The 23,629-nt window shown below is 73.4% G+C and carries 22 protein-coding genes; 15 read left to right on the top strand and 7 right to left on the bottom strand.

Features of this window, described 5'->3' with window-relative positions; all coding sequences use genetic code 11:
- Positions 1–125: 125 nt before the first annotated feature.
- Positions 126–407, bottom strand: a complete 282-nt coding sequence (locus tag ACZ5WK_RS29950) for an HPr family phosphocarrier protein (protein WP_396323741.1) — start codon at positions 405–407, stop codon at positions 126–128.
- A gap of 404 nt (positions 408–811) precedes the next feature.
- Here ACZ5WK_RS29950 and ACZ5WK_RS29945 point away from each other — a divergent pair, with 404 nt between their 5' ends.
- The 4 genes from ACZ5WK_RS29945 (at position 812) to ACZ5WK_RS29930 (ending at position 6,395) form a co-directional block, all read left to right on the top strand.
- Complete coding sequence (locus ACZ5WK_RS29945) at positions 812–3,730, top strand: bifunctional acetate--CoA ligase family protein/GNAT family N-acetyltransferase (RefSeq protein ID WP_465552032.1); 2,919 nt, start codon at positions 812–814, stop codon at positions 3,728–3,730.
- A gap of 94 nt (positions 3,731–3,824) precedes the next feature.
- Positions 3,825–4,424: a DUF5998 family protein gene (locus ACZ5WK_RS29940; protein ID WP_396323740.1), complete on the top strand. Its 600-nt coding sequence runs from the start codon at positions 3,825–3,827 to the stop codon at positions 4,422–4,424.
- 78 nt (positions 4,425–4,502) lie between these two features.
- Positions 4,503–5,687 (top strand): alkaline phosphatase family protein, encoded by a 1,185-nt coding sequence (locus ACZ5WK_RS29935; protein WP_465551937.1) that lies wholly within the window; start codon positions 4,503–4,505, stop codon positions 5,685–5,687.
- 51 nt (positions 5,688–5,738) lie between these two features.
- Entirely contained in the window at positions 5,739–6,395 is a 657-nt protein-coding gene (locus tag ACZ5WK_RS29930) for a thymidine kinase (RefSeq protein ID WP_209415384.1), read from the top strand.
- A gap of 10 nt (positions 6,396–6,405) precedes the next feature.
- Here the strand turns inward: ACZ5WK_RS29930 and ACZ5WK_RS29925 are convergent, their stop codons facing one another.
- Positions 6,406–7,158 carry a VOC family protein gene (locus tag ACZ5WK_RS29925; protein WP_465551935.1) on the bottom strand — a complete coding sequence of 251 codons (753 nt, stop codon included), beginning with the start codon at positions 7,156–7,158 and terminating at the stop codon, positions 6,406–6,408.
- Between the two features lie 155 nt (positions 7,159–7,313).
- Here ACZ5WK_RS29925 and ACZ5WK_RS29920 point away from each other — a divergent pair, with 155 nt between their 5' ends.
- Entirely contained in the window at positions 7,314–8,174 is an 861-nt protein-coding gene (locus ACZ5WK_RS29920) for a sulfurtransferase (RefSeq protein ID WP_465551933.1), read from the top strand.
- 178 nt (positions 8,175–8,352) lie between these two features.
- Here the strand turns inward: ACZ5WK_RS29920 and sepH are convergent, their stop codons facing one another.
- Complete coding sequence (gene sepH, locus ACZ5WK_RS29915; RefSeq protein ID WP_396323735.1) at positions 8,353–9,429, bottom strand: septation protein SepH; 1,077 nt, start codon at positions 9,427–9,429, stop codon at positions 8,353–8,355.
- A 516-nt stretch (positions 9,430–9,945) separates the two neighbouring features.
- Between sepH and ACZ5WK_RS29910 the strand changes: the two genes are divergently transcribed.
- Positions 9,946–10,848: a hypothetical protein gene (locus ACZ5WK_RS29910; protein WP_465551931.1), complete on the top strand. Its 903-nt coding sequence runs from the start codon at positions 9,946–9,948 to the stop codon at positions 10,846–10,848.
- A gap of 102 nt (positions 10,849–10,950) precedes the next feature.
- On the opposite strand, the gene ACZ5WK_RS29905 is transcribed toward ACZ5WK_RS29910, so the two are convergent.
- Together ACZ5WK_RS29905 and ACZ5WK_RS29900 are read right to left on the bottom strand one after the other, a co-directional pair.
- Positions 10,951–12,273: a D-arabinono-1,4-lactone oxidase gene (locus ACZ5WK_RS29905; protein ID WP_465551929.1), complete on the bottom strand. Its 1,323-nt coding sequence runs from the start codon at positions 12,271–12,273 to the stop codon at positions 10,951–10,953.
- A gap of 103 nt (positions 12,274–12,376) precedes the next feature.
- Positions 12,377–13,633: an MFS transporter gene (locus ACZ5WK_RS29900; RefSeq protein WP_465551927.1), complete on the bottom strand. Its 1,257-nt coding sequence runs from the start codon at positions 13,631–13,633 to the stop codon at positions 12,377–12,379.
- A gap of 128 nt (positions 13,634–13,761) precedes the next feature.
- Here ACZ5WK_RS29900 and ACZ5WK_RS29895 point away from each other — a divergent pair, with 128 nt between their 5' ends.
- Together ACZ5WK_RS29895 and ACZ5WK_RS29890 are read left to right on the top strand one after the other, a co-directional pair.
- Positions 13,762–14,919 carry a ferrochelatase gene (locus ACZ5WK_RS29895; protein ID WP_465551925.1) on the top strand — a complete coding sequence of 386 codons (1,158 nt, stop codon included), beginning with the start codon at positions 13,762–13,764 and terminating at the stop codon, positions 14,917–14,919.
- A gap of 19 nt (positions 14,920–14,938) precedes the next feature.
- Positions 14,939–15,742, top strand: a complete 804-nt coding sequence (locus ACZ5WK_RS29890) for an inositol monophosphatase family protein (RefSeq protein ID WP_465551923.1) — start codon at positions 14,939–14,941, stop codon at positions 15,740–15,742.
- A gap of 188 nt (positions 15,743–15,930) precedes the next feature.
- Here the strand turns inward: ACZ5WK_RS29890 and ACZ5WK_RS29885 are convergent, their stop codons facing one another.
- Positions 15,931–16,116, bottom strand: a complete 186-nt coding sequence (locus ACZ5WK_RS29885) for a hypothetical protein (RefSeq protein WP_030301315.1) — start codon at positions 16,114–16,116, stop codon at positions 15,931–15,933.
- A 453-nt stretch (positions 16,117–16,569) separates the two neighbouring features.
- On the opposite strand from ACZ5WK_RS29885, the gene ACZ5WK_RS29880 reads away from it, so the two are divergent.
- The 4 genes from ACZ5WK_RS29880 (at position 16,570) to ACZ5WK_RS29865 (ending at position 20,667) form a co-directional block, all read left to right on the top strand.
- Positions 16,570–17,223: a response regulator transcription factor gene (locus tag ACZ5WK_RS29880; protein WP_148642660.1), complete on the top strand. Its 654-nt coding sequence runs from the start codon at positions 16,570–16,572 to the stop codon at positions 17,221–17,223.
- A 64-nt stretch (positions 17,224–17,287) separates the two neighbouring features.
- A complete protein-coding gene (locus ACZ5WK_RS29875) occupies positions 17,288–18,589 on the top strand; it encodes a sensor histidine kinase (protein ID WP_465551920.1) in 1,302 nt (433 codons plus the stop codon).
- A 255-nt stretch (positions 18,590–18,844) separates the two neighbouring features.
- Positions 18,845–19,828 carry an acyl-ACP desaturase gene (locus tag ACZ5WK_RS29870; protein WP_465551918.1) on the top strand — a complete coding sequence of 328 codons (984 nt, stop codon included), beginning with the start codon at positions 18,845–18,847 and terminating at the stop codon, positions 19,826–19,828.
- A gap of 539 nt (positions 19,829–20,367) precedes the next feature.
- Entirely contained in the window at positions 20,368–20,667 is a 300-nt protein-coding gene (locus ACZ5WK_RS29865) for a DUF4193 domain-containing protein (protein WP_148642658.1), read from the top strand.
- A 280-nt stretch (positions 20,668–20,947) separates the two neighbouring features.
- Here the strand turns inward: ACZ5WK_RS29865 and ACZ5WK_RS29860 are convergent, their stop codons facing one another.
- Positions 20,948–21,397, bottom strand: coding sequence for a DUF3093 domain-containing protein (locus ACZ5WK_RS29860; RefSeq protein ID WP_465551916.1), 450 nt, complete (start codon positions 21,395–21,397; stop codon positions 20,948–20,950).
- 207 nt (positions 21,398–21,604) lie between these two features.
- On the opposite strand from ACZ5WK_RS29860, the gene ACZ5WK_RS29855 reads away from it, so the two are divergent.
- The 3 genes from ACZ5WK_RS29855 (at position 21,605) to ACZ5WK_RS29845 (ending at position 23,484) form a co-directional block, all read left to right on the top strand.
- Positions 21,605–22,147 (top strand): PaaI family thioesterase, encoded by a 543-nt coding sequence (locus ACZ5WK_RS29855; protein ID WP_465552028.1) that lies wholly within the window; start codon positions 21,605–21,607, stop codon positions 22,145–22,147.
- The gene (gene dut, locus ACZ5WK_RS29850; protein WP_396323726.1) at positions 22,144–22,611 is read left to right on the top strand and encodes a dUTP diphosphatase; all 468 of its coding nucleotides are present in this window, start codon (positions 22,144–22,146) and stop codon (positions 22,609–22,611) included. Before ACZ5WK_RS29855 ends, dut begins: the two co-directional genes overlap by 4 nt.
- A 69-nt stretch (positions 22,612–22,680) precedes the next feature.
- A complete protein-coding gene (locus ACZ5WK_RS29845) occupies positions 22,681–23,484 on the top strand; it encodes a DUF3710 domain-containing protein (protein WP_465551914.1) in 804 nt (267 codons plus the stop codon).
- Positions 23,485–23,629 lie beyond the last annotated feature (145 nt).

The following is a 23,629-nucleotide window of genomic DNA, read 5'->3' as shown; positions in this document are numbered from 1 at the left end:
GGAACCCCTAAAAGAAGGGGGGCCATGGGGTCGTTGGGCCCCCTTCCGCGTTTTTCGCCAAGGGAACAAAAAGAAGCACCCGGCGGTGCGCTCGCTGCCGGCCGCTTCTGTGATCGAGAACTGGCTCAGGCGGCGGCCGGCAGCTCGTCGAGGCCCTCCTGGACCAGCTTGGCGAGGCGGTCGAGGGCCTCGTCGGCGCCCTCGGCGTCGGAGGCGAGGACGACCTCTTCGCCGCCCTGGGCGCCGAGGCCGAGCAGGCCGAGCAGGGAGGCGGCGTTGACCGGCTTGCCGCCGGGCTTGGCGATGGTGATCGGCACGCCGGTGGCCGTGACGGCCTTGACGAAGACGGCGGCGGGACGGGCGTGCAGGCCCTCGGCCCAACCGATGGTGACGCGGCGCTCAGCCATGAGACGTGCCTTTCCGGTGAAGCTGGTCACGGCCGTGCTAGGGGTGGCGGCCATGTTGTCTAGACCAGTGTTGCATGCAGGTGGCCCCTTCGAGCCGCCGCGTTCAGGACTTGTGATTGTTTCTTTCGGGGGCATAAGTGAGGGCATAAGCCCCGGCCAGCGGCCTTGCCGGGCCGCTGGGCGGTCCTGCTCACCCTGCCGTGGCCGCACGCCCGGCGCCATTCGGCTCGCAGCCGGATAACCTGACGAATGTGGACGACTCCGCGGTACCGCACCCCGAGCTGGGCCCGCAGCACGGCCGGACGCAAGGCGCGCAGCACGGCCCGAAGCACGGCCCGAAGCCGGCGTCGGCGCACCACCCCGAGCATGCCGGGCCGGACTACCCGCAGCACTGGGAGGCCGACATCCTGCTGCGGGACGGCGGCACGGCCCGGATCCGGCCGATCACGCCCGCGGACGCCGGGCGGCTGGTGGAGTTCTACGAACAGGTGTCGGACCAGTCCAAGTACTTCCGCTTCTTCGCGCCGTATCCGCGGCTGTCCGACAAGGACGTCCGTCGTTTCACCCACCATGACTTCGTCAACCGGGTGGGCCTGGCCGTGGTGATCCGGGACCGCTTCATCGCGACCGTCCGCTACGACCGGATCGACCCCGACGGCCGTCCGTCGGACACCGGTACCGATGCGGAGGTGGCGTTCCTGGTGCAGGACGCGCACCAGGGCCGCGGGGTGGCCTCCGCGTTGCTGGAACACATCGCGGCGGTGGCGCAGGAGCGCGGTATCCGCCGTTTCCAGGCGGAGGTGCTGCCGGAGAACCGCAAGATGGTGAAGGTCTTCACCGATGCCGGCTACACCCAGCACCGCAGCTTCGCCGACGGTGTGGTCCACCTGGAGTTCGACCTGGAGCCGACCGCGGCCTCACTCGCGGTGATGAGGGCGCGCGAGCACCGCGCGGAGGCGAGGTCCGTGCAGCGGCTGCTCACTCCGCGTTCGGTGGCGGTGCTCGGGGTGTCGCGCAACCCGCAGACCGTCGGCCGGGCGATCCTGCGCGATCTGCTCGGCGGATTCGAGGCCAAGGACTTCGGGGCCGGTGACCTCGGGGCCAGTGACCTCGGGGCCGGTCACCTCGGGGCCGGTCACCTCGCGGCCAAGGGCTCCGAGGCCAAGGGCTCCGGGGCCAAGGACGCGGACGACGACCGCCGCGTCTACGCCGTGAACCGCAACGCGCCGCCCGGTACAGAGCTGGACGGTGTCCCGGTGCACCGTTCGATCCTGGAGATCCCGGGCCCGGTGGATCTCGCGGTGATCGCGGTGCCGTCCGCCGCCGTCCCCGCCGCGGTCGCCGAGTGCGGTGCGCACGGGGTGCAGGGTCTGGTGGTGGTCACCGCCGGCTACGCGGAGACCGGGCCGGAGGGCCGGGACCGCCAGCGTGCCCTGGTCCGCCAGGCGCGGGCGGCCGGTATGCGGGTGATCGGCCCGAACGCCTTCGGTCTGGTCAACACCGACGCCGACCGCCCGCTGAACGCCTCGCTCGCGCCGGTGCTGCCGCGGCGCGGCGGCTTCGGCATCTTCTGCCAGTCGGGTGCGATCGGCGTGGCCCTGCTGGAGGCGGCCCACCGCCGGGGGCTCGGCGTCTCCTCCTTCGCCTCGGTCGGCAACCGCTCGGACGTCTCCGGCAACGACTTCCTCCAGTACTGGGCGGAGGATCCCGCCACCGAGGTGGTGCTGCTCTACCTGGAGTCCTTCGGCAACCCCCGCAAGTTCACCCGGATCGCCCGCCGGCTGGCCGCCGCCAAGCCGATCGTGGTGGTGAAGGGCGCCCGCCACACCGGCAGCCTGCCGCCGGGCCATGCCGTACCGGCCACCGCGACCGGGCTGCGCGACGCCACCGTGGACGCGCTGTTCGAGCAGGCCGGCGTCACCCGGGTGGAGACGATCACCGAGCTGTACGACACGGGGGAGCTGCTGGCCCTGCAGCCGCTGCCGTCCGGGGACCGGGTCGCGGTGGTCGGCAATTCGGACTCGCTCGGCCTGCTCACCCATGACGCCTGCCTGAGCGCCGGGCTGCGGCCGCGGACGCCCGTGGACCTGACGACCGCCGCGACCGGAGAGAACTTCCGGATCGCGCTGGACGTGGCGCTGGGCGACCCGGGGGTGGACGCGGTGATCGCCGTTGCCATCCCGCCGATCGGCACGTCGGCACATGCGTTCATGGGTGGCCGGCTGACCGGCCCGGACGATCCGGAGATGGGCTCCGACGACCCGGAGATCGCCGCCGCGCTGCTCGAAGCGGGTGAGCGGGCGAGGGAGTTGGGCAAGCCGCTGGTGCTCGCCCATCTGGCGCTGACCGATCTGCCGAACCGGCTGCGGCCGGGCGGCATCCCCGCCTACCCCGCGCCCGAGCGGGCCGTCCGCGCCCTCGCGCACGCCGTCCACTACGCCCAGTGGCGGCACCGGATGGCCGAGGCGGAGGAGACGGCCCGCGTCCCTGAGCTGGACCGGATCGACGAGTCGGGCGCCCGGGCCCTGGTCGAGGCGGCGCTGAGCACCCGGACCGCCCGCCCGTCGCCCACCACCACCGTTGTTCGTGGCGCTACGCGCCGCACCTTCTCCGCCCGGACCCAGCCGGGGGGCGCGCGGATCACGCTGCCGGACGCGGACACGACGGCGCTGCTCGCCCGCTACGGCATCGACGTCTCGCCGACGCTGCCCGCGACCGACGAGGAGGGCGCCGTACGTGCGGCCGCGACGCTCGGTTACCCCGTCGCGCTGAAGGCCACCGCCCCGCACCTGCGCCACCGCCCCGACCTCGGCAGCGTCCGGCTGGACCTCACCGGCGAGCCGGGGCTGCGCCGGGCCCACCGTGAGCTGGACGCGCTGCTCGGCGGGGCCGCCCAGGCCGAGCTGGTGGTCCAGCGGCTGGCCCCGCGCGGTGTGGACACCGTGATCGGCGCCACCGTGGACCCGGCGGTCGGCGCGATCCTCTCCTTCGGCCTGGCCGGCGCTCCTGCCGAGCTGCTCGGTGACGTTGCCCACCGACTGGTCCCGGCCACCGACCAGGACGTGGCCGGGCTGATCCGGGAGGTCCGGGCGGCGCCCCTGCTGTTCGGCTGGCGCGGCGCCGAGGCGGTGGACACCGACGCGCTGGAGGAGGTGCTGCTGCGGGTCTCCCGCCTGGTGGACGACCTCCCGGAGGTCGCCTCGGTGGATCTCGAACCCGTGGTCGTCGCCCCGCACGGGCTGGCGATCCTGGGGGCGCGAGTGCGGATCGCACCCCTGCCCGTCCGCAGCGATCTGGGCCCGCGCGCCATGAGCACGCTGTAACCTTCCTTGGTTGCGCCCTGTCCGGGGGCGCTGTTGCCCGGAAGCTCGGCGCCGTGCCGCCCGCTTCGTCGGCGGACCATGCCAGGATGGAGTTATGGCGAAGACCGGTACCACCACCACTCAGGACCTGCGCTCGGCGATCGAGCGCAGCGGCTACTACCCGGCCCTGGTGTCCGAGGCGGTCGAGTCCGCGGTGGGTCCCGAGCCGATCAGCTCCTACCTGGTGCACCAGGAGACCACCTTCGACGCCAACGAGGTCCGCCGGCACGTGACCGTGCTGGTGCTGACCCCGACCCGGTTCGTGGTGAGCCACACCGACGAGCAGTCCGGCGACGGCGCAGGCCCGGCCGTGCCGTACGCGACGACCTCGACCGAGAGTGTCCGGCTGGACCGGATCGGTTCGGTCGTGGTGAGCCGGATGGTCGCCAACCCGGAGACGTACACCCCGGGGACGCTGCCGCGCGAGGTCGTGCTGACCATCGGCTGGGGCGCGGTGCAGCGCCTGGACCTGGAGCCGGCCGGCTGTTCGGACCCGAACTGCGAGGCGGACCACGGTTACACCGGTTCGGCCACCGCTGACGACCTGTCACTGCGGGTCAGCGAGGCCGGCGACGGTCCCGAGACGGTGGCCCAGGCGCTGGTGTTCGCCCGGGCGCTGTCCGACGCGACGATCAGCAACAGCCCACGGGTCTGAGCCGGCGACGCACGACGACGTGCGCCGGGACCTGACGCACGACGACGCCACCGAAGCCAGGAAGCCAGCCCCTCACCCATGTCCTTCGCCCCCGACGGCTACAACGCCTTCGAGATCCTCGACCCCGCCACCGCCCCGGCGCCCCTCTACGGCAGCGGCTCGCTCTGCGACCTCCTGCCCTCGGTGGCGGCCGGCCTCGGTGTGCCCGGGTTCACCGCGACGCTGCCGATCGCGCCCGCCGACCGGGTGGTGGTGTTCCTGGTCGACGGCCTCGGCTGGGAGCTGCTGCTGCGCCACCCCGAGTACGCGCCGTTCCTCTCCTCGCTGGCCGGCAGTTCGCTGGGCGGCACCGGCCGCCCGCTGACCGCCGGCTTCCCGTCGACCACCGCGACCTCGCTGGCCTCGGTGGGCACCGGGACCCCGCCGGGCCTGCACGGCCTGGCCGGCTACACGGTGGCGGTGCCGGGCGCCGGCTACCTGATGAACCAGCTGCGCTGGCAGCCGCACACCGATCCGGCGCTCTGGCAGCCGTACCCGACGGTGTTCGAGCAGACCGACGCCGCCGGGGTGGCGACCGCCCAGGTGTCCTCGCCGTTGTTCGCCCAGACCCCGCTGACCCGGGTGGCGCTCTCCGGCGGCTCCTTCCTCGGCCGGACCACCGGCGAGGAGCGGATGGACCAGGCCGCCGCCTGGCTGGCCGAGCACGACCGCGCCCTCGTCTACACCTACGTCAGCGAGCTGGACGGTGCCGGGCACCGGTTCGGGGTGGACTCCGACGAGTGGCGGATGACACTGGACGCGGTGGACCGGCTGGCCCGGCGGCTGGCCCAGCAGCTGCCGCCGCGGTCGGCGATGTACGTCACCGCCGACCACGGCATGATCGACATCGCCCCCGAGGACCGGGTCGACTTCGACGAGGACTGGGAGCTCGGCGCCGGTGTCGCGCTGCTCGGCGGCGAGGGCCGGGCCCGGCACGTGTACGCCGTGCCGGGGGCCGCCGCCGACGTGTACACGGTCTGGAGCGAGGTGCTCGGCGACCGCATGTGGGTGGCGACCCGGGACGAGGCGATCGCCGCCGGCTGGTTCGGCCCCTCGGTGGACGACCGGGTCTACCACCGGATCGGCGACGTGGTCGCCGCGGCCCGTGACGACATCGCCGTGGTCGCCTCCCGCAACGAGCCCGGCGAGTCCGCGATGATCGGCCTGCACGGCTCGATGACCCCGGTCGAGCAGTTCGTGCCCCTGCTCGAAGTCCGCGCGTGAACCCCCCGCTCCGCGTGAACTCCCCCTCTCTGAAAGGCCTCTGCTCCACCCATGGCTGAACTGGTGTTCTTCTCGGGCACGATGGACTGCGGGAAGTCGACGCTCGCGCTCCAGATGGACCACAACCACGCCGCCCGCGGTCGGCAGGGGATCATCCTCACCCGCAACGACCGCGCCGGCGCGGCCACCATCTCCAGCCGGCTCGGCCTGCAGGCCGAGGCGGTCGAGGTCACCGACGACTTCGACTTCCACGCCCACGTCGTGCACCGGCTCTCGGCCGGCGGCCGGGTGGACTACCTGATCTGTGACGAGGCCCAGTTCTTCGCCGCCGAACAGGTCGACCAGCTGGCCCGGGTGGTCGACGAGCTCGGCATCGACGTCTTCACCTTCGGCATCACCACCGACTTCCGGACGAGGCTCTTCCCCGGCTCCCAGCGGCTGATCGAACTGGCCGACCGGGTCGAGGTGCTCCAGGTCGAGGCGCTCTGCTGGTGTGGCGCGCGCGCCACCCACAACGCCCGGACGGTGGGCGGCGTCATGGTGGTCGAGGGCGCCCAGGTCGTGATCGGCGACATCACGGTGCGGGAGGACGAGGTCGGCTACGAGGTGCTCTGCCGCCGCCACCACCGCCGCCGGCTCACCGCCGCGACCGCCCGCGCCTCGGTGCTCTCCCCGGACGTGCTGCCCTTCGAGGAACAGCAGGCCTGAGAGCCCTCGGTCAGAGGCCCGTTTCCAGTACGGAGAAGTGCCCGCCCTGCGGGTCGGCCAGCCGCGCCAGCCGGCCGAGCCCCGTCACGTGCGGCTCCACCAGCACCCGGCCGCCCAGCTCCACCGCCCGACGGGCCGTCAACACCGCGTCCCGGACGGCGAAATGGACCCGCCAGCGCGGCGCATGCCCGCGCAGCTCGGCGCCGGACCGGATGCCCGCCACCGGCCGGCCGTCCACCAGCAGCGCCGACCCGTCGGCGCCCGGCGCCACCGGCCGCCCCAGCACCGCGCCGTAGAAGACCGCCGCACCCTCCTCGTCCGGGGTGAGCAGCTCCGCCCAGGCGGGACCGCCGGGCTCGGGGCCCGCCTCCCGGCCGGTGTGCTCCTCACCCTGCCAGAGCCCGAAGACCGCACCGGACACGTCGGCCGCGATCGCCAGCCGGCCGGCCCGCTCGGCCTGCAGCGGACCGACCGCCACCGTGCCGCCGCACTCGCGCACCAGCTGGGCCGTCCGGTCGGCGCTGTCCACCGCGAAGTAGGTCGTCCACTGGACGGGGAAGCCCGTCGCCGCGGAGACGCCGAGACCTGCGACCGGGGCGCCGCCCGACTCGGCCCGCACGTAGGCGCCGAGCTGGGTGGGGCCCGGCGTGTACGTCCAGCCGAGCAGCTCGCCGTAGAAGGCGCGGGCGCCGGCGAGGTCGTCGGTCATCAGGCTGACCCAGCACGGCGTGCCCTGGGCCAGCCGGAGCTTCACCGCAGGCATGCGGGCCTCCTCACGGGGCGGACGGCGCACGGAGCTGCGCACGTGAGGGTGATGGTTCCACCCTGGCGCGCGCCGAACCCCCGGGCCGCGCGGAAAGTCCGGCAAAGACCGCACAAAGAGCGTCGAGTTGGTGGCCCTGCGCAAGAATGACCGGCATGACGACTTCTCACGATGACTCCCCGCTGGTCTCGGTGGCCGGCCTGCGGGAGGCGCTCGCCTCGGATCTCCCGCCGGTCCTGCTCGACGTGCGCTGGCAGCTCGGCGGTCCGCCCGGGATCGAGGACTACACGGCCGGCCATCTCCCGGGCGCCCATTTCGTCGAGCTGGACACCGACCTCGCGGCCCCGGCCGGTCCGCCCGGGCGAGGCGGCCGCCACCCGCTGCCCGACGTCGAGGAGTTGGGCGCCGCGCTGCGCCGTTTCGGGGTCTCCACCGGCCGCCCGGTCGTGGTGTACGACGGCGCCACCTCGCTGGCCGCGGCCCGGGCCTGGTGGCTGCTGCGCTGGGCCGGCCACCCGGACGTGCGGGTGCTGGACGGTGGGTTCGCCGCCTGGCAGGCGGCCGGGCTGCCGGTGACCGCCGAGGTGCCGACGCCCGAGGAGGGTGACTTCAAGCCGGCGCCGGGCCAGTTGCCGACGGTGGACGGGGACGGCGCGGCGGCCTGGGCCCGGACGGGGCTGTTGCTGGACGCCCGGGCCGGGGAGCGCTACCGGGGGGAGACCGAGCCGATCGACCCGCGTGCCGGGCACATCCCAGGGGCGGTCTCCGCGCCGACCACCGAGAACGTCGGCCCGGACGGGCGGTTCCGGCCGGCCGCCGAACTCGCCGAGCGGTTCCGCGCGCTGGGTGCGGGGGAGCGGGAGACCGCGGTGTACTGCGGTTCGGGTGTGACGGCGGCGCACCAGATCCTGGCGCTGGCGGTGGCGGGCCTGCCGGCCACGCTGTACCCGGGCTCGTGGAGCGAGTGGTCGAGCGACGGGAGCCGCCCGGTGGCGGTCACCGACCAGCCGGGCTGAGCCGGCCGCGTCCCGCCGGCGGTGCGACGCCGGTGGCACGGAGTCGGCGGTGCGACGCCGGTCGTACGGAGCCGCGGTCGTACGACGCCGGCAGTACGAGGGTGCGGTGGCACGGCCGGTGACGCGGCGAAGGGGTGGAAGGCCGGTCGGCCCTCCACCCCTTCGCCGACAATGACGGCTACTCCTGCTTCTTGCGCCGGCTGCCGAAGACGATCTCGTCCCAGCTCGGCACGGTGGCGCGGCGTCCGGGCCGGACGCCGTCCGCCTCCGCCTGCCGGTCGGTCGTCCCGACCAGCCGCTCGCGGTGCGGGGCGACGGCCCGCGGCATCAGGATGTCCGCGTACGCCGAGCCCGCGCCGACCGCGGGGGCGGCGGCTGCCGGCTCCTCGCTCTCCTCGGCGACCTCCGCGGGCACCGGCTCGATCGGCGGCGGTGCACCGACGGCGAGGTCACCGCGGAAGGCGGGGACGACGTCGAGCAGGCTGGTCAGCGAGTCGCGCGACTCGGCGGTGGCCTCGCGGCCCTCGCGCACCTCGCGGGCCGACATGATGCGGTCCGCCGAGGGCCGGTCGATCATCGGGCGCAACGGCCGGTCGTGGGGGAGCCGGGCGATCCGCGGGATGAACGGGAAGACCGACTCCTCCTCGCGCTCGACGTTCTCGCCGATCAGCGCGCGGGCCTCGTCGTCGTTGGGCTGGACCAGGCGCCGCGGCGGGTCGTACGTCCAGGACGCGCTGCGGCCCTCGCCCTCGGCCCGGTAGGAGAGGATGACCTCCCAGGTGCCGTCGTCGCGCCGCCAGGAGTCCCAGCGCTCGGTGTCCTTCTCGGCGCCGCGCAGCGCGAGCCGCTCGGCGACGGCCTCGCCCAGCTGCGGTCCGGTGGACTCGCCGTGCCGGCGGATGGCGGTCTTGCGGGCCCGCTCGGCCATGAAGGCGCGCTCGGCGAGCACGGGCCCCTCGAAGCGGCGGACGCGGTCGACGGAGATGCCGGCGGCCTGCGCGACCTCCTCGGCGGAGGCACCGGCTCGTATCCGCGCCTGGATGTCGCGGGGGCGGAGGTGGCTCTCCACCTCGATCTCGATCTGGCCGAGGCGCGGACGGTCACCACGGATGGCGGCTCGCAGCCGCTCGTCGATGGGGAGGGTGTACTCCGTGCTGTCGGCAGCCTTGAGCACCAGCCGTGTGCCGTCGTTGCTGACGGCCACAACCCGCAGTTCGGGCACGGTTACCTCCCGGGTGGTGCCTGCCGACGTCACCTGCGTCGCTGCTCCCGTACTGAGTGTGGCCTGCCCGCTCGCGACTGGCCACAACCTTGCTGAGTTCCCCGGCGTGTCGGGCTTAGGCCCGGACGCGCCGCTGTGGCACGGTTGCCTTTTTGCCACGTCACCTGTTGACGTCGCGCCTGGGTATCCCGACCGTCCTCGCACGCGCAGTGATCGCGACGATCCGGGACGGGCGTCGCCGTGCGTGCCTGCGCCGTGGCTCTTTGTCAATCTGGCGGTTGATGGCCAGTCGACAAGTCGACCCAGGGCTCAGGCTTTACGAACAGTACTCCATTCGTGGCATCCAAAGGGGCGGCTCGCCGCTCAAGTCTCCCGCGATTCACGGGAATCTCAAGAGCGCGCACCCCCGATCGCCGACGATCAGCCGGTGGACGGTGATCATCTTCACATATATCTCCCGCGCAGAACCGCATTTTCGCCCCTTGTGTCCTTCTTTGGGCAAGATGGAGCGACTTGTTCGAAGACAGTCGTACGGACCGAGGGATGTTGATGCCGGAGCAGAAGTCCGCCGAGAAGGCCGCCGGGGAGGGCGGCGCGGAAGGTCGCAGGCGAATTGATCTGAGTGTGGCTCAGGTCGCGGCCAGTGCACTCGCCGCCGTGGTGGGGGCGTTGCTCGCCTCCGAACTCGGCGTCTACGGCACGATTCTGGGCGCGGCGGTGGTGAGCCTCGGGGCGACTACCGGAGGTGCGGTGTTCCAGCACGTCTTCCGGCGCACCGGCGAACACCTGCGCGACGCGGTGGACCGGACCGGTCCCGGGCCGGAGGTGAACGGGCTCCGCCAGGTGCCGGCCTCCGGCACGCCGGCGATCTCCCCGGAGTGGAACGCGCCGCAGGTGGTCCGGGCGCGTCGGCGGTGGACGTGGAAGACGTACGCGGCGGTGTCCGGGCTGGTCTTCCTCCTGGCGATGACGCCGATCGTCGGCTTCGAACTGGCCACCGGGCAGCCGGTGTCGGCCACGGTGAAGGGCGAGTCGGGCAGTGGCACCTCGCTGGGTGGCACGGTGAGTCCGAAGCCGCCGGCCCCGTCGGCCCCGTCCGGCCGTCCGGCCGGTGACCCCACGGGCGGGCCTTCGGGCGTCCCGTCGCAGGGTGGCGCAAGCCCGTCGGCCGGGAAGGACGGCGGCGCCTCGGCGCCGGCCTCCCCGGGCGCGAGCCCGAGCGCCGGGAGCAGCGGCAAGGCCTCCCCGTCGTCGGGCCCCAGCTCCACGCCGTCCGCCGGTCGGTCCACCGGGTCCTCCACCGAGCCGTCCGCCGGCGCGTCCGGTGCGGCGAGCCCGAGCGGGGGCGCCGGGCCGTCCGGCGAGGCGGCCCCGCAGCCGCCCGCCCCGAGCGGCGCGCCCGCCGCGGTCTCCCCGCAGGCCGCCGCCCCCACCGGACAGCCGGTGAACTAGGCCCTTCCGGCCGGTCTTGCCGGGCGCGCGAGACCGGCCGGACAGGACCTCGGCCCTCTCCGGCCGGGCCTGCCGGATCGGCGGGCGGGACCGGCCGGACGCCTAGGCCCCGAGCACCCGCCGCAGGTAGTCGTTGCCGAAGCGGCGCTCCGGGTCGAGCTCGTCCCGCAGCGCCGTGAAGTCGGCGAAGTGCGGGTAGACCCCGGCGAGGTAGTCGGCGTCGCGGGTGTGCAGCTTGCCCCAGTGCGGGCGGCCGCGGTGGGCGGTCATCAGCTTCTCCACCTCGGTGAAGTAGCCCTGTTCGGCGGTGCCCCGGTAGAGGTGGACGGCGATGTAGGCGCTGTCCCGGCCGCCGGCGGTGGAGAGCCAGAGCTCGTCGGCGGGGGCGAACCGCACCTCGACGGGGAAGCTGATCCTCCAGTCGGAGCGTTCGATCATGGCCCGGAGCTCGCGCAGCACCTCGGCGACCTCCTCGCGCGGCACCGCGTACTCCATCTCCACGAAGCGGACCTTGCGGGGGCTGGTGAACACCTTGTACGCGGTGTCGGTGTAGCTGCGGTCCGACCAGGCGCGGCTGGCCAGCGAGGCGATGGCGGGCACGGTGCCGGGGAAGCGCCGGCCGACCCGGCAGGCTCCCTCCCAGACGGTGTTGGAGAGGAAGTCGTCCTCCAGCCACTCCTTGAACCGGGGCAGCGAGGCGGCCGGCCCCTGGCTGCGGTTGTTGCGCTTGGTCGAGCAGCGGTCGGTGTGCGGGAACCAGTAGAACTCGAAGTGCTCGTTGACGGCGGTGAGGTCGTCGAGCCGCTCCAGGACCTCGTCGAAGCGCATCGGCTGCTCGTGCGCGGTGAGCAGGAAGGCCGGTTCGACGGCGAAGGTGAGCGCGGTGATCACGCCGAGGGCGCCGAGGCCGAGCCGGGCGCCCTCGAAGAGCCGCGGGTTCTCGGTGGGGGAGCAGTGCCGGACGCTGCCGTCGGCGAGGACGATCTCCAGGGCGCGGATCTGGGCGGCGAGCGAGCCGGAGTCCCGGCCGGTGCCGTGGGTGCCGGTGCTGGTGGCGCCGGCCACGGTCTGGACCTCGATGTCGCCCATGTTGGTGAGCGAGAGCCCGGCGGCGGCGAGCAGGCGGTTGAGCCGGGCCAGCGGCAGGCCGGCCTCGACGGTGACGGTGCCGGCCTCGCGGTCGATCTCGCGGACGGCGGTCATCGCGTACGGGCGGACCAGGACGCCGTCCCCGGCGGAGGCGATCGAGGTGAAGGAGTGGCCGGAGCCGACCGCCTTGACGGTGCGGCCCTGGTCGGCTGCGCGCAGGATCTCCTTGGCCAGCTCCTCCGCCGTGCCGGGCGTGACCACCTTGGCCGGGTGGGCGCTCTGGTTGCCGGCCCAGTTGGTCCAGCGGGTGCGGGGTGCGGTACTGGCCTGGGGCATGCGGTGCCTCCTGCTCCGTGGCCGAACGGTGTCGGCTCGCTCCGGGGCGGCGCCGCCGCCCTACCCGCGGGTAGGCCCGCGAGTAGGGAGGAGAGTAGTCAGTTCACCGTTCGAGGTCTACGGTCTGTCCGGCGGGCTGGGCGGCCTCGGCGGACGACAGCCCGGCCCTCAGGCGGCCGAGTCCGGCCAGGGCTGCGACCACGCCGAACGCCCCGGCGGTCAGCGGCACCCAGTAGCCGGCGGCGGCCCCGGCCGCGTCGACCACCCAGCCGGCGGTGGAGGAGCCGAGCGCGACGCCGAGGGCCAGCCCGGTGGTCGTCCAGGTCATGCCCTCGGTGAGCTGGGCGGCCGGGACGAGCCGTTCGACCAGGGCCATCGCGGTGATCAGGGTGGGGGAAATGGCGATGCCGGCGACCAGCAGCGCGACGCCGACCGCGACCAGCCCGCCGACCCCGTGCACCGACTCCGCGACCAGCAGCAGCGGCGCCATGCTGAGCGCCATGAAGAGGACGCCGCCGAAGAAGCGGCCGGCCATCGACCCGGTGAGCTTCAGGGTGCCGAACACCACCCCGGCCAGGCAGGAGCCGAGCGCCCAGAGTGCCAGGATCACGCTGGAGACGGCCTCGTGCCCCTGGGCCTTGGAATAGGCGACGGTGACGACCTCCACCGAGCCGAAGATCGCCCCGGTGGCGACGAAGGTGAGGATCAGCACCTGCAGCCCGCGGTTGAGGATCACCGAGCTGCCGGTGTGCCGGGCGGCCGGGTGGACGGGGGGCTCGGTGGAGCGCTGCCCGGCGAACAGCACCACGCCGACGGCGAGGAAGAGCCCGGCGAGCAGCACCCCGGCCTCGGGGAAGACGGAGGTGGCCAGGCCGATGGAGAGGATCGGGCCGACGATGAAGCAGACCTCGTCGACCACGGCCTCGAAGGAGTACGCGGTGTGCAGCTTGGGCGCCTCGTCCCGGTAGAGGTGGGCCCAGCGGGCGCGGACCATCGCGCCGGTGCTCGGCATGACGCCCATGCCGGCGGCGAAGACGAAGAGCGTCCAGTCGGGGGCCTCGAACCGGGCGCAGAGCAGCAGCCCCACGGCGGCGGCGACGGTGATCGCCATGGCCGGCAGCACGATGCGGCGCTGCCCGTGCCGGTCCACCAGCCGGGAGACCTGCGGCCCCAGCACCGCGGCGGAGACCGCCAGGGTCGCCGACACCAGGCCCGCGACCCCGAACGACCCTCTCAGCTGGGAGAGCATGGTCACGATGCCGATGCCGGTCATGGAGATCGGCAGGCGGGCTATGAACCCGGTGGAGGAGAAGGCCAGACTGCCGGGGGCGGCGAATATCTGGCGGTAGCTGGACAGCACGGTGGCTCCGCGGGGGTAAGGAACGGGGCTGGCCCAGACAGCTTACGTACGTTGGCAAACAGTATTTTCCGGTCGCCCGGTGCGGCCCAGCCGACGTGGTCCGGCCCCTCAATGGCAGGATCGGTCGCATGTCCGACGTGCGCAATCCCTCACCCTCCGGCGCCGCTCCGATCGCGGCCCAGCCGTACGACGCCCTGCTGCTGCTCTCCTTCGGCGGGCCCGAGGCCCCCGAGGACGTCGTCCCCTTCCTGGAGAACGTCACCCGCGGCCGGGGCATCCCGAAGGAGCGGCTCAAGGAGGTGGGCAAGCACTACTTCATGTTCGGCGGCGTGAGCCCGATCAACGAGCAGAACCGCGAGCTGCTGGCCGCGCTGCGCAAGGACTTCGCCGACCACGGCCTCGGCCTCCCGGTCTACTGGGGCAACCGGAACTGGGCGCCCTACCTGGTCGACACCCTGCGCGAGATCGCCGCCGACGGGCACCGCCGCGTCGCCGTCCTCGCCACCAGCGCCTACGCCGGGTACTCGGGCTGCCGCCAGTACCGGGAGAACCTCGCCGACGCGCTCGCGCAGCTGGCCGAGGAGGGGCAGCCCGCCCTGCGGGTCGACAAGCTGCGCCACTTCTACAACCACCCCGGCTTCGTCGGGCCGATGACCGACGCCACCGTGGCCGCGCTGGACCGGCTGCCCGAGGAGGTCCGGGCCGGCGCCCGGCTGGCGTTCACCACCCACTCCATCCCGGACACCATGGCCGAGACCTCCGGTGCCCCGGACGACCCGGCCCGCGGCCGGCCCGGTGGCGCGTACGTCGCCCAGCACCTGGACGTGGCCCGGCTGGTCGTCGCCGCCGTCGCCGAGCGCACCGGCGTCGCGGACCGGCCCTGGGAGCTGGTCTTCCAGAGCCGCAGCGGCGCCCCGCACATCCCGTGGCTGGAACCCGACATCTGTGACCACCTGGAGGCCCAGCACGCCGACGGCGCGCCGGCCGTGGTGATGGTCCCGATCGGCTTCGTCTCCGACCACATGGAGGTCAAGTACGACCTGGACACCGAGGCGGTGGCCAAGGCCGCCGAACTCGGCCTGCCGGTCGCCCGCGCCGCCACCGTGGGAGCCGACCCCCGGTTCACCGCCGCCGTCCGCGAACTCGTCCTGGAGCGGGCCGCCATCGAGCGCGGCGAGGCCGTGACCCGCTGCGCCCTGGGCGCGCTCGGCCCCGGCCACGACGTCTGCGCGGTGGCCTGCTGCCCCAACCCGCGCGCCCCGCGCCCGGCCGCCGCCGAGCGCTGACCCCCTCCGAGGAGAGCCCGTGCCCAGCCCCGAACTGCTCGACGAACTGCTCGACGTCGCCCTGGACGCCGCCCGGCGGGCGGGCGCGCTGCTGCGCGACGGCCGGCCCGCCGACCTGGGCGTGGCGGGCACCAAGAGCAGCCCGGTCGACGTCGTCACCGAGATGGACCTCGCCTCCGAGAAGCTCCTCCTGGAGCTGATCGGCGCCCGCCGCCCGGCCGACGGCTACCTCGGCGAGGAGGGGGCCGACCGGCCCGGCACCAGCGGGGTCCGCTGGGTCGTCGACCCGCTCGACGGCACCGTCAACTACCTGTACGGGCTTCCGTCCTGGGCCGTCAGCGTGGCAGCGGAGCTGGACGGCGAGGCGGTCGTCGGCGTGGTGTACGCCCCCGCCCGCGGCGAGCTGTTCCACGCCGTGCTCGGCCGCGGTGCCCACCTGGACGGCCGGCCGCTCTCCGCCCGCCCGGCCCCGCCGTGGGGGCAGGCGCTGATCGGCACCGGATTCAACTACGTGCAGCAGGTACGGATCCGGCAGGCCGAGGTGCTGCTCGCACTCATGCCGGAGGTCCGTGACATCCGCCGGGGCGGGGCCGCAGCCGTGGACCTCTGCGATGTCGCCGCCGGGCGGCTGGACGGCTACTACGAGCGCGGGCTCGCCCCCTGGGACCGGGCCGCGGGCTGCCTGATCGCCGCCGAGGCCGGCGCCATGGTCGGCGGCCGCCCGGGCCACGGCCCGGACGGCGAGCTGACCGTCGCCGCCGCGCCCGGCGTGTACCAGCCGCTCCAGGAGCGGCTGGCGCGGCTGCGCGCCTGGGCCGACTAGGTCGTGGCGGCCCCCTGCCGACGGGCCGGGGGCCGGACGGGCGGGTCGGGGGCCGGTCGTCGGGGGCCGGGCAAGGAAGAGCCCTGGCATACAGGGGATGCCAGGGCTTGGGTTTCGCAGGTTGCTCACGGTCCCCGGAGGGCCGCTGGTGCCGGAAGTCCGGCGTCGGGTCGGTCGGGACGGGTGGATCAGGCGGCGGTGCGGTGGCGCTCCAGCACCGTGTCCACGCCGTGTTCGGCGGCGAGCCGGCGGAGATCGTCCAGCTCGGACTGCTCCACCTCGGCCAGGAATTCGTCCCCGGCCTCGATCGCGCGGTGCAGGTCCTGCTCGGCGTTGGCTATGCGCTGCAGGATTCCGGCGGTGAAGGCGTCCATACGGGCCCCCTTACTGTGTCGGACGTGCACGTTCGTGCGTCCCCCGCCCCGGGGTCGTGGTGGTCAGCGGAAGCGTCCGATCCGGCGGGTCGAGATCTCCGGTCGGGCGCGGAGACGGCCCTCGGCCGCTCCCGGTGACGCCCCAGCCCCAGGGCCGGCGCGGATGAACGCACGGCGGGTGGGTGCGATCGGCCAACAGCCAGATCGCGGGTGTGCACCTGTCCTCCCCACCCCCGGACGGGAGAAACCTCCCGGGGCGAGAAAGTTGCCTGTGTCACAGTCCAACCGGAGTGTTCCCGGTACGAACCGCGCTCTCCCCCATGATCGCGCCGTCGGGACGGCCGTGCCCCCGGGGCAGCTTATCGCTGCTTTACCGCAGGACCAGGCAGGATGGAGGCACCGTCGGAGCCGTGCGTCCGCTTCCGGGGCCGGCCTGGAGAAGGGACAACGACCGTGCGGGTTCTCGTCGTCGAGGACGAGCAGCTGCTCGCCGAGGCCGTCGCCACCGGCCTGCGCCGCGAGGCGATGGCCGTCGACGTGGTGTACGACGGGGAGGCCGCGCTCCAGCGCATCGCGGTCAACGACTACGACGTCGTGGTCCTCGACCGCGACCTGCCGCTGGTCCACGGCGACGACGTGTGCCGCAGCGTGGTCGACCAGGGGCTGGCCACCCGGGTGATCATGCTGACCGCCTCCGGTGACATCAGCGACCGGGTCGAGGGCCTGGAGATCGGCGCCGACGACTACCTTCCGAAGCCGTTCGCCTTCAGCGAACTCGTCGCCCGGGTAAGGGCGCTGGGCCGCCGCGCGACCGTTCCGCTGCCGCCCGTGCTGGAGCGCGCGGGCATCTCGCTCGACCCGGGCCGCCGCGAGGTGATCCGAGACGGGCGCCCCGTCCAGCTCGCCCCCAAGGAGTTCGCCGTCCTGGAGGTGCTGATGCGGGCCGGCGGCGCCGTCGTCTCCGCCGAACAGCTGCTGGAGAAGGCCTGGGACGAGCACACCGACCCGTTCACCAACGTCGTACGGGTCACCGTCATGACGCTGCGCCGCAAGCTCGGCGACCCGCCCGTGATCGTCACCGTCCCGGGCTCCGGCTACCGGATCTGATCCCTCCGGCCCCCGCGGCCGGCCTTCCGCGCCCGCTTCCGGCGGACGCTCCGAGAGGAACACCATGACCACCCCGCCCCCGGCCGGCGGGCCCTCCGGCGCGCCCGCCGGCGGCCCGCGCGCCGTGCCGCCCAGGCCCGTGCAACCGCCCCGCGCGCCCCGGCTGCACCAGGCGTCGAACGACGCCTACGTCCCCGGCGACGGCATGCTCGCCTGGCTGCCGTTCCGCCCGACCATCCGGATGAGACTCACCCTGCTGTACGGCGGGATGTTCCTGATGGCCGGCGTGGTCCTGCTGCTGCTGATGTACTTCTTCGTCCGGCAGGCCCTGCACGACGTGGCGCCGCCGCCGTTCGTCTTCGGCAGTGACGTCACCGTCAACCGCGTGCCGATGACCAGCGAGCAGTTCAACCAGTACCTCGCCGCCCGGCACGACGTCGCCTCCAACGCGGCCCTCAACACCCTGCTGCGCAAGTCCCTCACGGTGCTGGTCTGCCTCGCGGTGATCGCCTTCGTCGCCGGCTACGCCATGGCCGGCCGGGTGCTGCGCCCGCTCGGGCGGATCACCCGCACCGCCCGCGAGGTGGCCTCCTCCGACCTGCACCGGCGGATCGAGCTGGACGGTCCGGACGACGAGCTCAAGGAGCTCGCCGACACGTTCGACGACATGCTCGACCGGCTCGACCGCTCCTTCGACTCCCAGCGCCGCTTCGTCGCCAACGCCTCGCACGAGCTGCGCACCCCGCTGGCGATCAACCGCACCCTGCTGGAGGTCCAGCTCTCCGACCCGGCGGCCTCCCCCGACCTCCAGCAGCTCGGCAAGACCCTGCTGGCCACCAACGAGCGCAGCGAACAGCTGGTGGAGGGCCTGCTGCTGCTCGCCCGGAGCGAGAACGAGCTGACCGACCGCCGCACGGTGGAGCTCTCCGAGGTGGCCGGCCGGGCCCTGGAGCAGACCCGGGCCGAGGCCGACCGGCGCGAGGTCGAGGTGCGCTCCACGCTCACCCCGGCCGTGGTCGGCGGCAACGGCGTCCTGCTGGAGCGGCTCGCGCTCAACCTGCTGCAGAACGCGGTGCGCTACAACACCGCCGGCGGCTGGGTCGAGATCACCACCGCCGAGGTGCCCGGCGGTGGCGGCGAACTCGCGGTCTCGAACACCGGCCCGGTCGTCCCCGGCTACGAGCTGGAACACATCTTCGAGCCATTCCGCCGGGTCAAGGGCGCCGACCGCACCCGCAGCGACAAGGGGGTCGGACTCGGCCTCTCCATCGTGCGCTCGGTGGTCCGGGCGCACGGAGGCACCATCGAGGCCACCCCGCGGGCCGGTGGCGGCCTCACCATGCGGGTCCGCATCCCGGGGGCCTGACCGGCCTCCCAGGGCCGTCCTCGGCCCGTTACGCCGTTCGGGCGTCCCCGCGCTCCGTGCGCCGACCATCTCAAGCCGCCCCCGTCAGGCCTGTCAAGACGACATAAGGCCTGGCGGGGGCGGCTTGTCATTTCCGGCCCGAGCAACTTACGGTTACGTAACCTACGCAACCGTAAGTGCAGCCCGACCGTCGTCCCCGACGTGCCCGCCCAACGCGCCCGTCCCGCGCGTGACCGTTCCCCCAGGAGCAAGACCGTGACCATCGCCCCCGTGCAGCGCACCGCCTCCCTCGGATCGAGCGCCTGGACCGACGCGCGGCTGATCATGGCCCTCGAAGAGGTCGTCGAGAAGGAGCTCAACCGCCACCTGAAGGTCGCCAAGGACTGGATGCCCCACGAGTTCATCCCGTGGAGCCAGGGCCGCGACTTCGACGGCGTGCTGGGCGGCGAGGCCTGGTCGGTGGAGCATTCCCAGGTGACCCCGCTCGGCCGGGTGTCGCTGGTGGTCAACCTGCTGACCGAGGACAACCTCCCCAGCTACCACCACGAGATCGCCACCATGTTCGGCCGGGAGGGCGCCTGGGGCACCTGGGTGCACCGCTGGACGGCCGAGGAGGGCCGGCACGGGATAGCCATCCGCGACTTCCTGCTCGCCACCCGGGCCGTCGACCCGAACGAGCTGGAGCGGGCCCGGATGAGCCACATGTCGGAGGGCTTCGAGTCCGACAACGCGCACAGCATGCTGCACTCGGTCGCGTACGTGGCCTTCCAGGAGCTCGCCACCCGCATCTCGCACCGCAACACCGGCCACCACGCCGGCGACCCGCTCTGCGACCAGCTGCTGGCGAAGATCGCCAACGACGAGAACCTGCACATGGTCTTCTACCGGAACCTGCTGAAGGCCGCCCTGGAGATCGCCCCCGACCAGGCCATGCGAGCCATCGCCGACGTGGTCACCGACTTCCGGATGCCCGGCCACGGCATCCCCGGCTTCGAGCGGGCCGCCGCCCAGATCGCCATCGGCGGCGTCTACAACCTGCGGATCCACCACGACGACGTGCTGCAGCCGGTGCTGCGCCACCTCCGGGTGATGGAGATCGACGGCCTCGGCCCGGACGGCCAGCAGGCCCAGGACGAGCTCGGCGTCTTCCTCGGCGGGCTGGACGCGCAGGCGACCAGGTTCGACGAGCGGCAGGCCGCGCTGCTGGCCCGCCGGGCCGCGCGGAAGGCCGCCCAGTAACCGACGGCGGCCCGGCCGTCGCCGGGTGCCTGGTAGTGGCCGGACACGAACCGCAAGCACGGCGGGTCGTGGATCCGGCCGCTCCGCTTGGGTGGATTTTCCGTGGTTTGCCCCGGAACATTCGGAACGTGAGCAAGCTCACACCGTGTCGCTCCGCGGGGCGGCCCGACCCCGGAGCGTGATCATGGTGAACGGCGTCCCGGTCGCCGTCCGTGAGGGAATCGGCGGCCCGTTTCGCCCCGGTGGATTGGCGGGAGCCGCTGGTGGGCAAGGGAATGGGCGGAAGCCCCCGCGGTCGCCGATCACTGTCCGTGTCCGCCGGGCGGCCCCGATCGCGGGCCGGTGATGGCCCAGCGTGAGGCCCCCCGCCCCCCAGCGGATCACCCCAACGGACCCCTGGCTGAGTGTCGATTGAGTAACAGGGCTTGAAGTAAGGCAAAATCTCCGCCTCGGGTCGGGCACAAGACCGACCCCCCATGCGTTACGTGCGCTGGAGATACCGCACACACCGCACAAACCCGGAGGGGGAGAGCGAAAAAATGGCAACGGACTACGACACCCCACGCAAGACCGATGACGACCTCAACGAGGACAGCATCGAGGAACTGAAGGCTCGGCGGAACGAGAAGACCGGTAGCTCGGTCGACGTCGACGAGTTCGAGGCGGCCGAGGGCCTGGAGCTTCCTGGCGCCGACCTCTCGAACGAGGAGCTCTCCGTCCGGGTGCTGCCGCGCCAGGCCGACGAGTTCACCTGCATGAGCTGCTTCCTGGTGCACCACCGCAGCCAGCTGTACAGCGAGAAGAACGGCAACCCGATCTGCCGGGACTGCGGCGCCTGAGAACGAGGGCGGCCATGGTCCGGCGCTCGCAGCCAGCGAGACCGGCACACCGCCCCTTCCGGCCCCGGGCAGCGGGGCCGGACGGCAGTTCCGGCGGCCGCCGAGGCGGCCGCACCGGCAGTACGGAGTCAGGTAGTACCAGCGCAGTACCTTGTGCTGCGCGCGGTGCCGCACCTCGGGCGGCACCCCGTGCAGCACGGAGACAACAGGGACGGTCCCGCATCGCGGAACCGTCCCTCTCCGTTTCCCGGGGACGCCCGGGCGCGTTCGTCCCTCCCCGTCAGGCGCGGGCGCCCCGGCGTGCCTCGTCGAGCGCCTCGGCCAGCTTCATCGGCGAGCGGGTCGACAGGTACAGGTACGGCGTCGGGTCGGCCGGGTCGCTGACCTCGACGCGCAGGGCGGTCGGCACGTAGCTGCGCAGCAGCATGAAGGCGCGCGGATCCGCCTTCCTCCCGCGCCAGGCCACCGCCTCGGCGGGGCTGAGCGCGTGCGCGGAGCCGAGGGCGTCGACCGGGATCCGGGCCGGGCCCGCGACCAGCGAGCCCTGCACCACGCGGATCCGGGCGGAGCCGTAGCTGCTGATCGCGGCCGCGCCGGCGGCGATGCCGACCACCAGCCCGACCAACGCGCCGACCGCGCTGAGACGCAGCAGGATCAGCGCGAGCGTGAGCCCGATCGCGACCGGGAGCAACCACCAGGAGCGCGGCACGGTGAGGCGTTCGTCGTACATGCCCCCATTGTGGGCGCCGTGACGGGCGGCCCGGGACGGCACCCCCGGTCCCCCTTCGGCTACCGGTCGGTAGGGTTGGGCGCCGTGACCGGTTCCATCGCCCCCGCCTCCCCGTCCGCCCAGTCGGCGCCGAGTACGCCGCCGGCACCGACCACGTCGCCGGCGCCCGCCGGGTCGCCGTCGCCGACCACGCCGCCGCCGGAGGCCGTGCTGCCGCCGCGCGCCCCCGAGGCCCCGGCCCCGGGCACCCGGCTCGGCTCGCACTACGAGCACTGTTTCGGCTGCGGCCCGCAGCACCCCGGCGGCCTGCGGATCGACGCGGTGGCGGGCGAGGGGCTCGACGTCACCGCCGAGTTCGCCGTCCGCTCGGCCCACCAGGGCGGACCCGGCCTGGCCCACGGCGGCCTGCTGACCACGGCGATGGACGAGACGCTCGGCACGCTGAACTGGCTGCTGCACGCCCCCGCCGTCACCGGCCGGCTGGAGACCGACTTCCTCTGCCCGGTGCCGGTCGACTCGGTGCTGCACGTGCGGGCGTGGATCACCGGCGTGCACGGCCGCAAGATCTACAGCGCCGCCGAGGCACGGATCGGCGGCCCGGACGGGCCGGTCGCGGTGCGTGCGCAGGCGCTCTTCATCCAGGTGAAGCTGGAACACTTCACCAAGCACGGTCGTCCGGAGGACATCGACAAGGTCCTCGACGACCCGGATCTGATGAAGCGCGCCCGAGCCTTTGAGGTGAACCCTTGAGCACGACCCCCCGTCCGCCCGTCGACGTTCTGATCAGGCGAATCGACGCCGAGCTGCCGCTGCCCGCCTACGCGCAGCCCGGTGACGCCGGTGCCGACCTGAGGACCACCGTCGACGCCGAGCTGGCCCCTGGAGAGCGGGCCGTCCTGCCCACCGGGATCGCCATCGCGCTGCCCGACGGCTACGCGGCCTTCGTCCACCCCCGCTCCGGGCTCGCAGCTCGTTGCGGAGTTGCTCTGGTGAACGCCCCAGGGACGGTCGATGCCGGGTACCGTGGAGAGATCAAGGTGATCGTCGTCAACCTGGACCCGCGCGAGGCCGTCAGCTTCCGTCGAGGGGACCGCATCGCCCAGCTGGTCATCCAGCAGGTCGAGAAGGCCCGCTTCCACGAGGTGGCCGAACTTCCCGGGTCGGCACGGGCCGAGGGCGGGTTCGGGTCGACCGGCGGCCACGCCGCGGTCTAGGCTGCCCGCGGCCTCGCAGGAAGCCGAGCAGGTATTCGCATCGGTCTTGGACCGGGAAGGACAGTGACCGTGTTCCGTCGTCGCCAGAAGAGCGAGGACGCTGTCGAGCAGCTCGCCGACGACGCCATCAGCGCCGACGAGACGGCCGATGACGTCGAAGGTTCCGCCGAGAGCGAGAACGAGACCGACCTGGACCCGGCGGACCGGGTCGGGCTGCCGCCGGCCCCGCGGCCGGACGGTCCGTGGGACCACTCCGAGCTGGAGAATCCGGAGGAGGGCCGCGTGGACCTCGGGGGCCTGCTGGTCCCCGGTGTCGAGGGCATGGAACTGCGCGTCGAGGTCGCCGGCGACGCGATCGTGGCCGCGACGCTGGTCCTCGGCAACAGCGCCATCCAGCTGCAGGCCTTCGCGGCGCCCAAGTCCGAGGGCATCTGGGGCGAGGTCCGCGAGGAGATCGCCAACGGCATCACCTCGCAGGGCGGCATCGTGGACGAGGAGGAGGGCCCGCTGGGCTGGCACCTCCGCGCCCAGGTCCCCGTGCAGCTGCCGGACGGCACGCAGGGCGTCCAGCTGGTGCGCTTCGTCGGCTGCGACGGGCCCCGCTGGTTCCTCCGCGGCGTGATCTCGGGCCAGGCCGCCGTGCAGCCCGAGATGGCCGGAATCCTGGAGCAGGTCTTCCAGCAGACGGTCGTCGTCCGTGGCGAGAGCCCGATGGCCCCCCGCGACCCGATCGTGCTGAAGCTCCCCGAGGACGCGCAGATGGTCGCCGACGGTGGCGGGGCGGCCGCCACTGCCGGCGAGAGCGAGAACCGCTTCGGCGGCACCGCGCTCGACCCGTTTGCCCGCGGCCCGGAGATCACCGAGGTCCGCTGAGCAGGCCGGAAGTTCTCCTGATCGCCCCCGCCCGGATGCCCGGGCGGGGGCGATTTGCATGTGGCGGGGCGGTCCCCGTACAGTTCCGGAGTCGCACCGAGAGGGGCGGCGGAAAGCAAGTCCGATGAATGAAACTCCGGAAAAC

The sequence above is a fragment of the Kitasatospora sp. NPDC032757 genome, from assembly GCF_055579305.1.
This window is presented reverse-complemented; position numbering and strand designations above follow the sequence as displayed.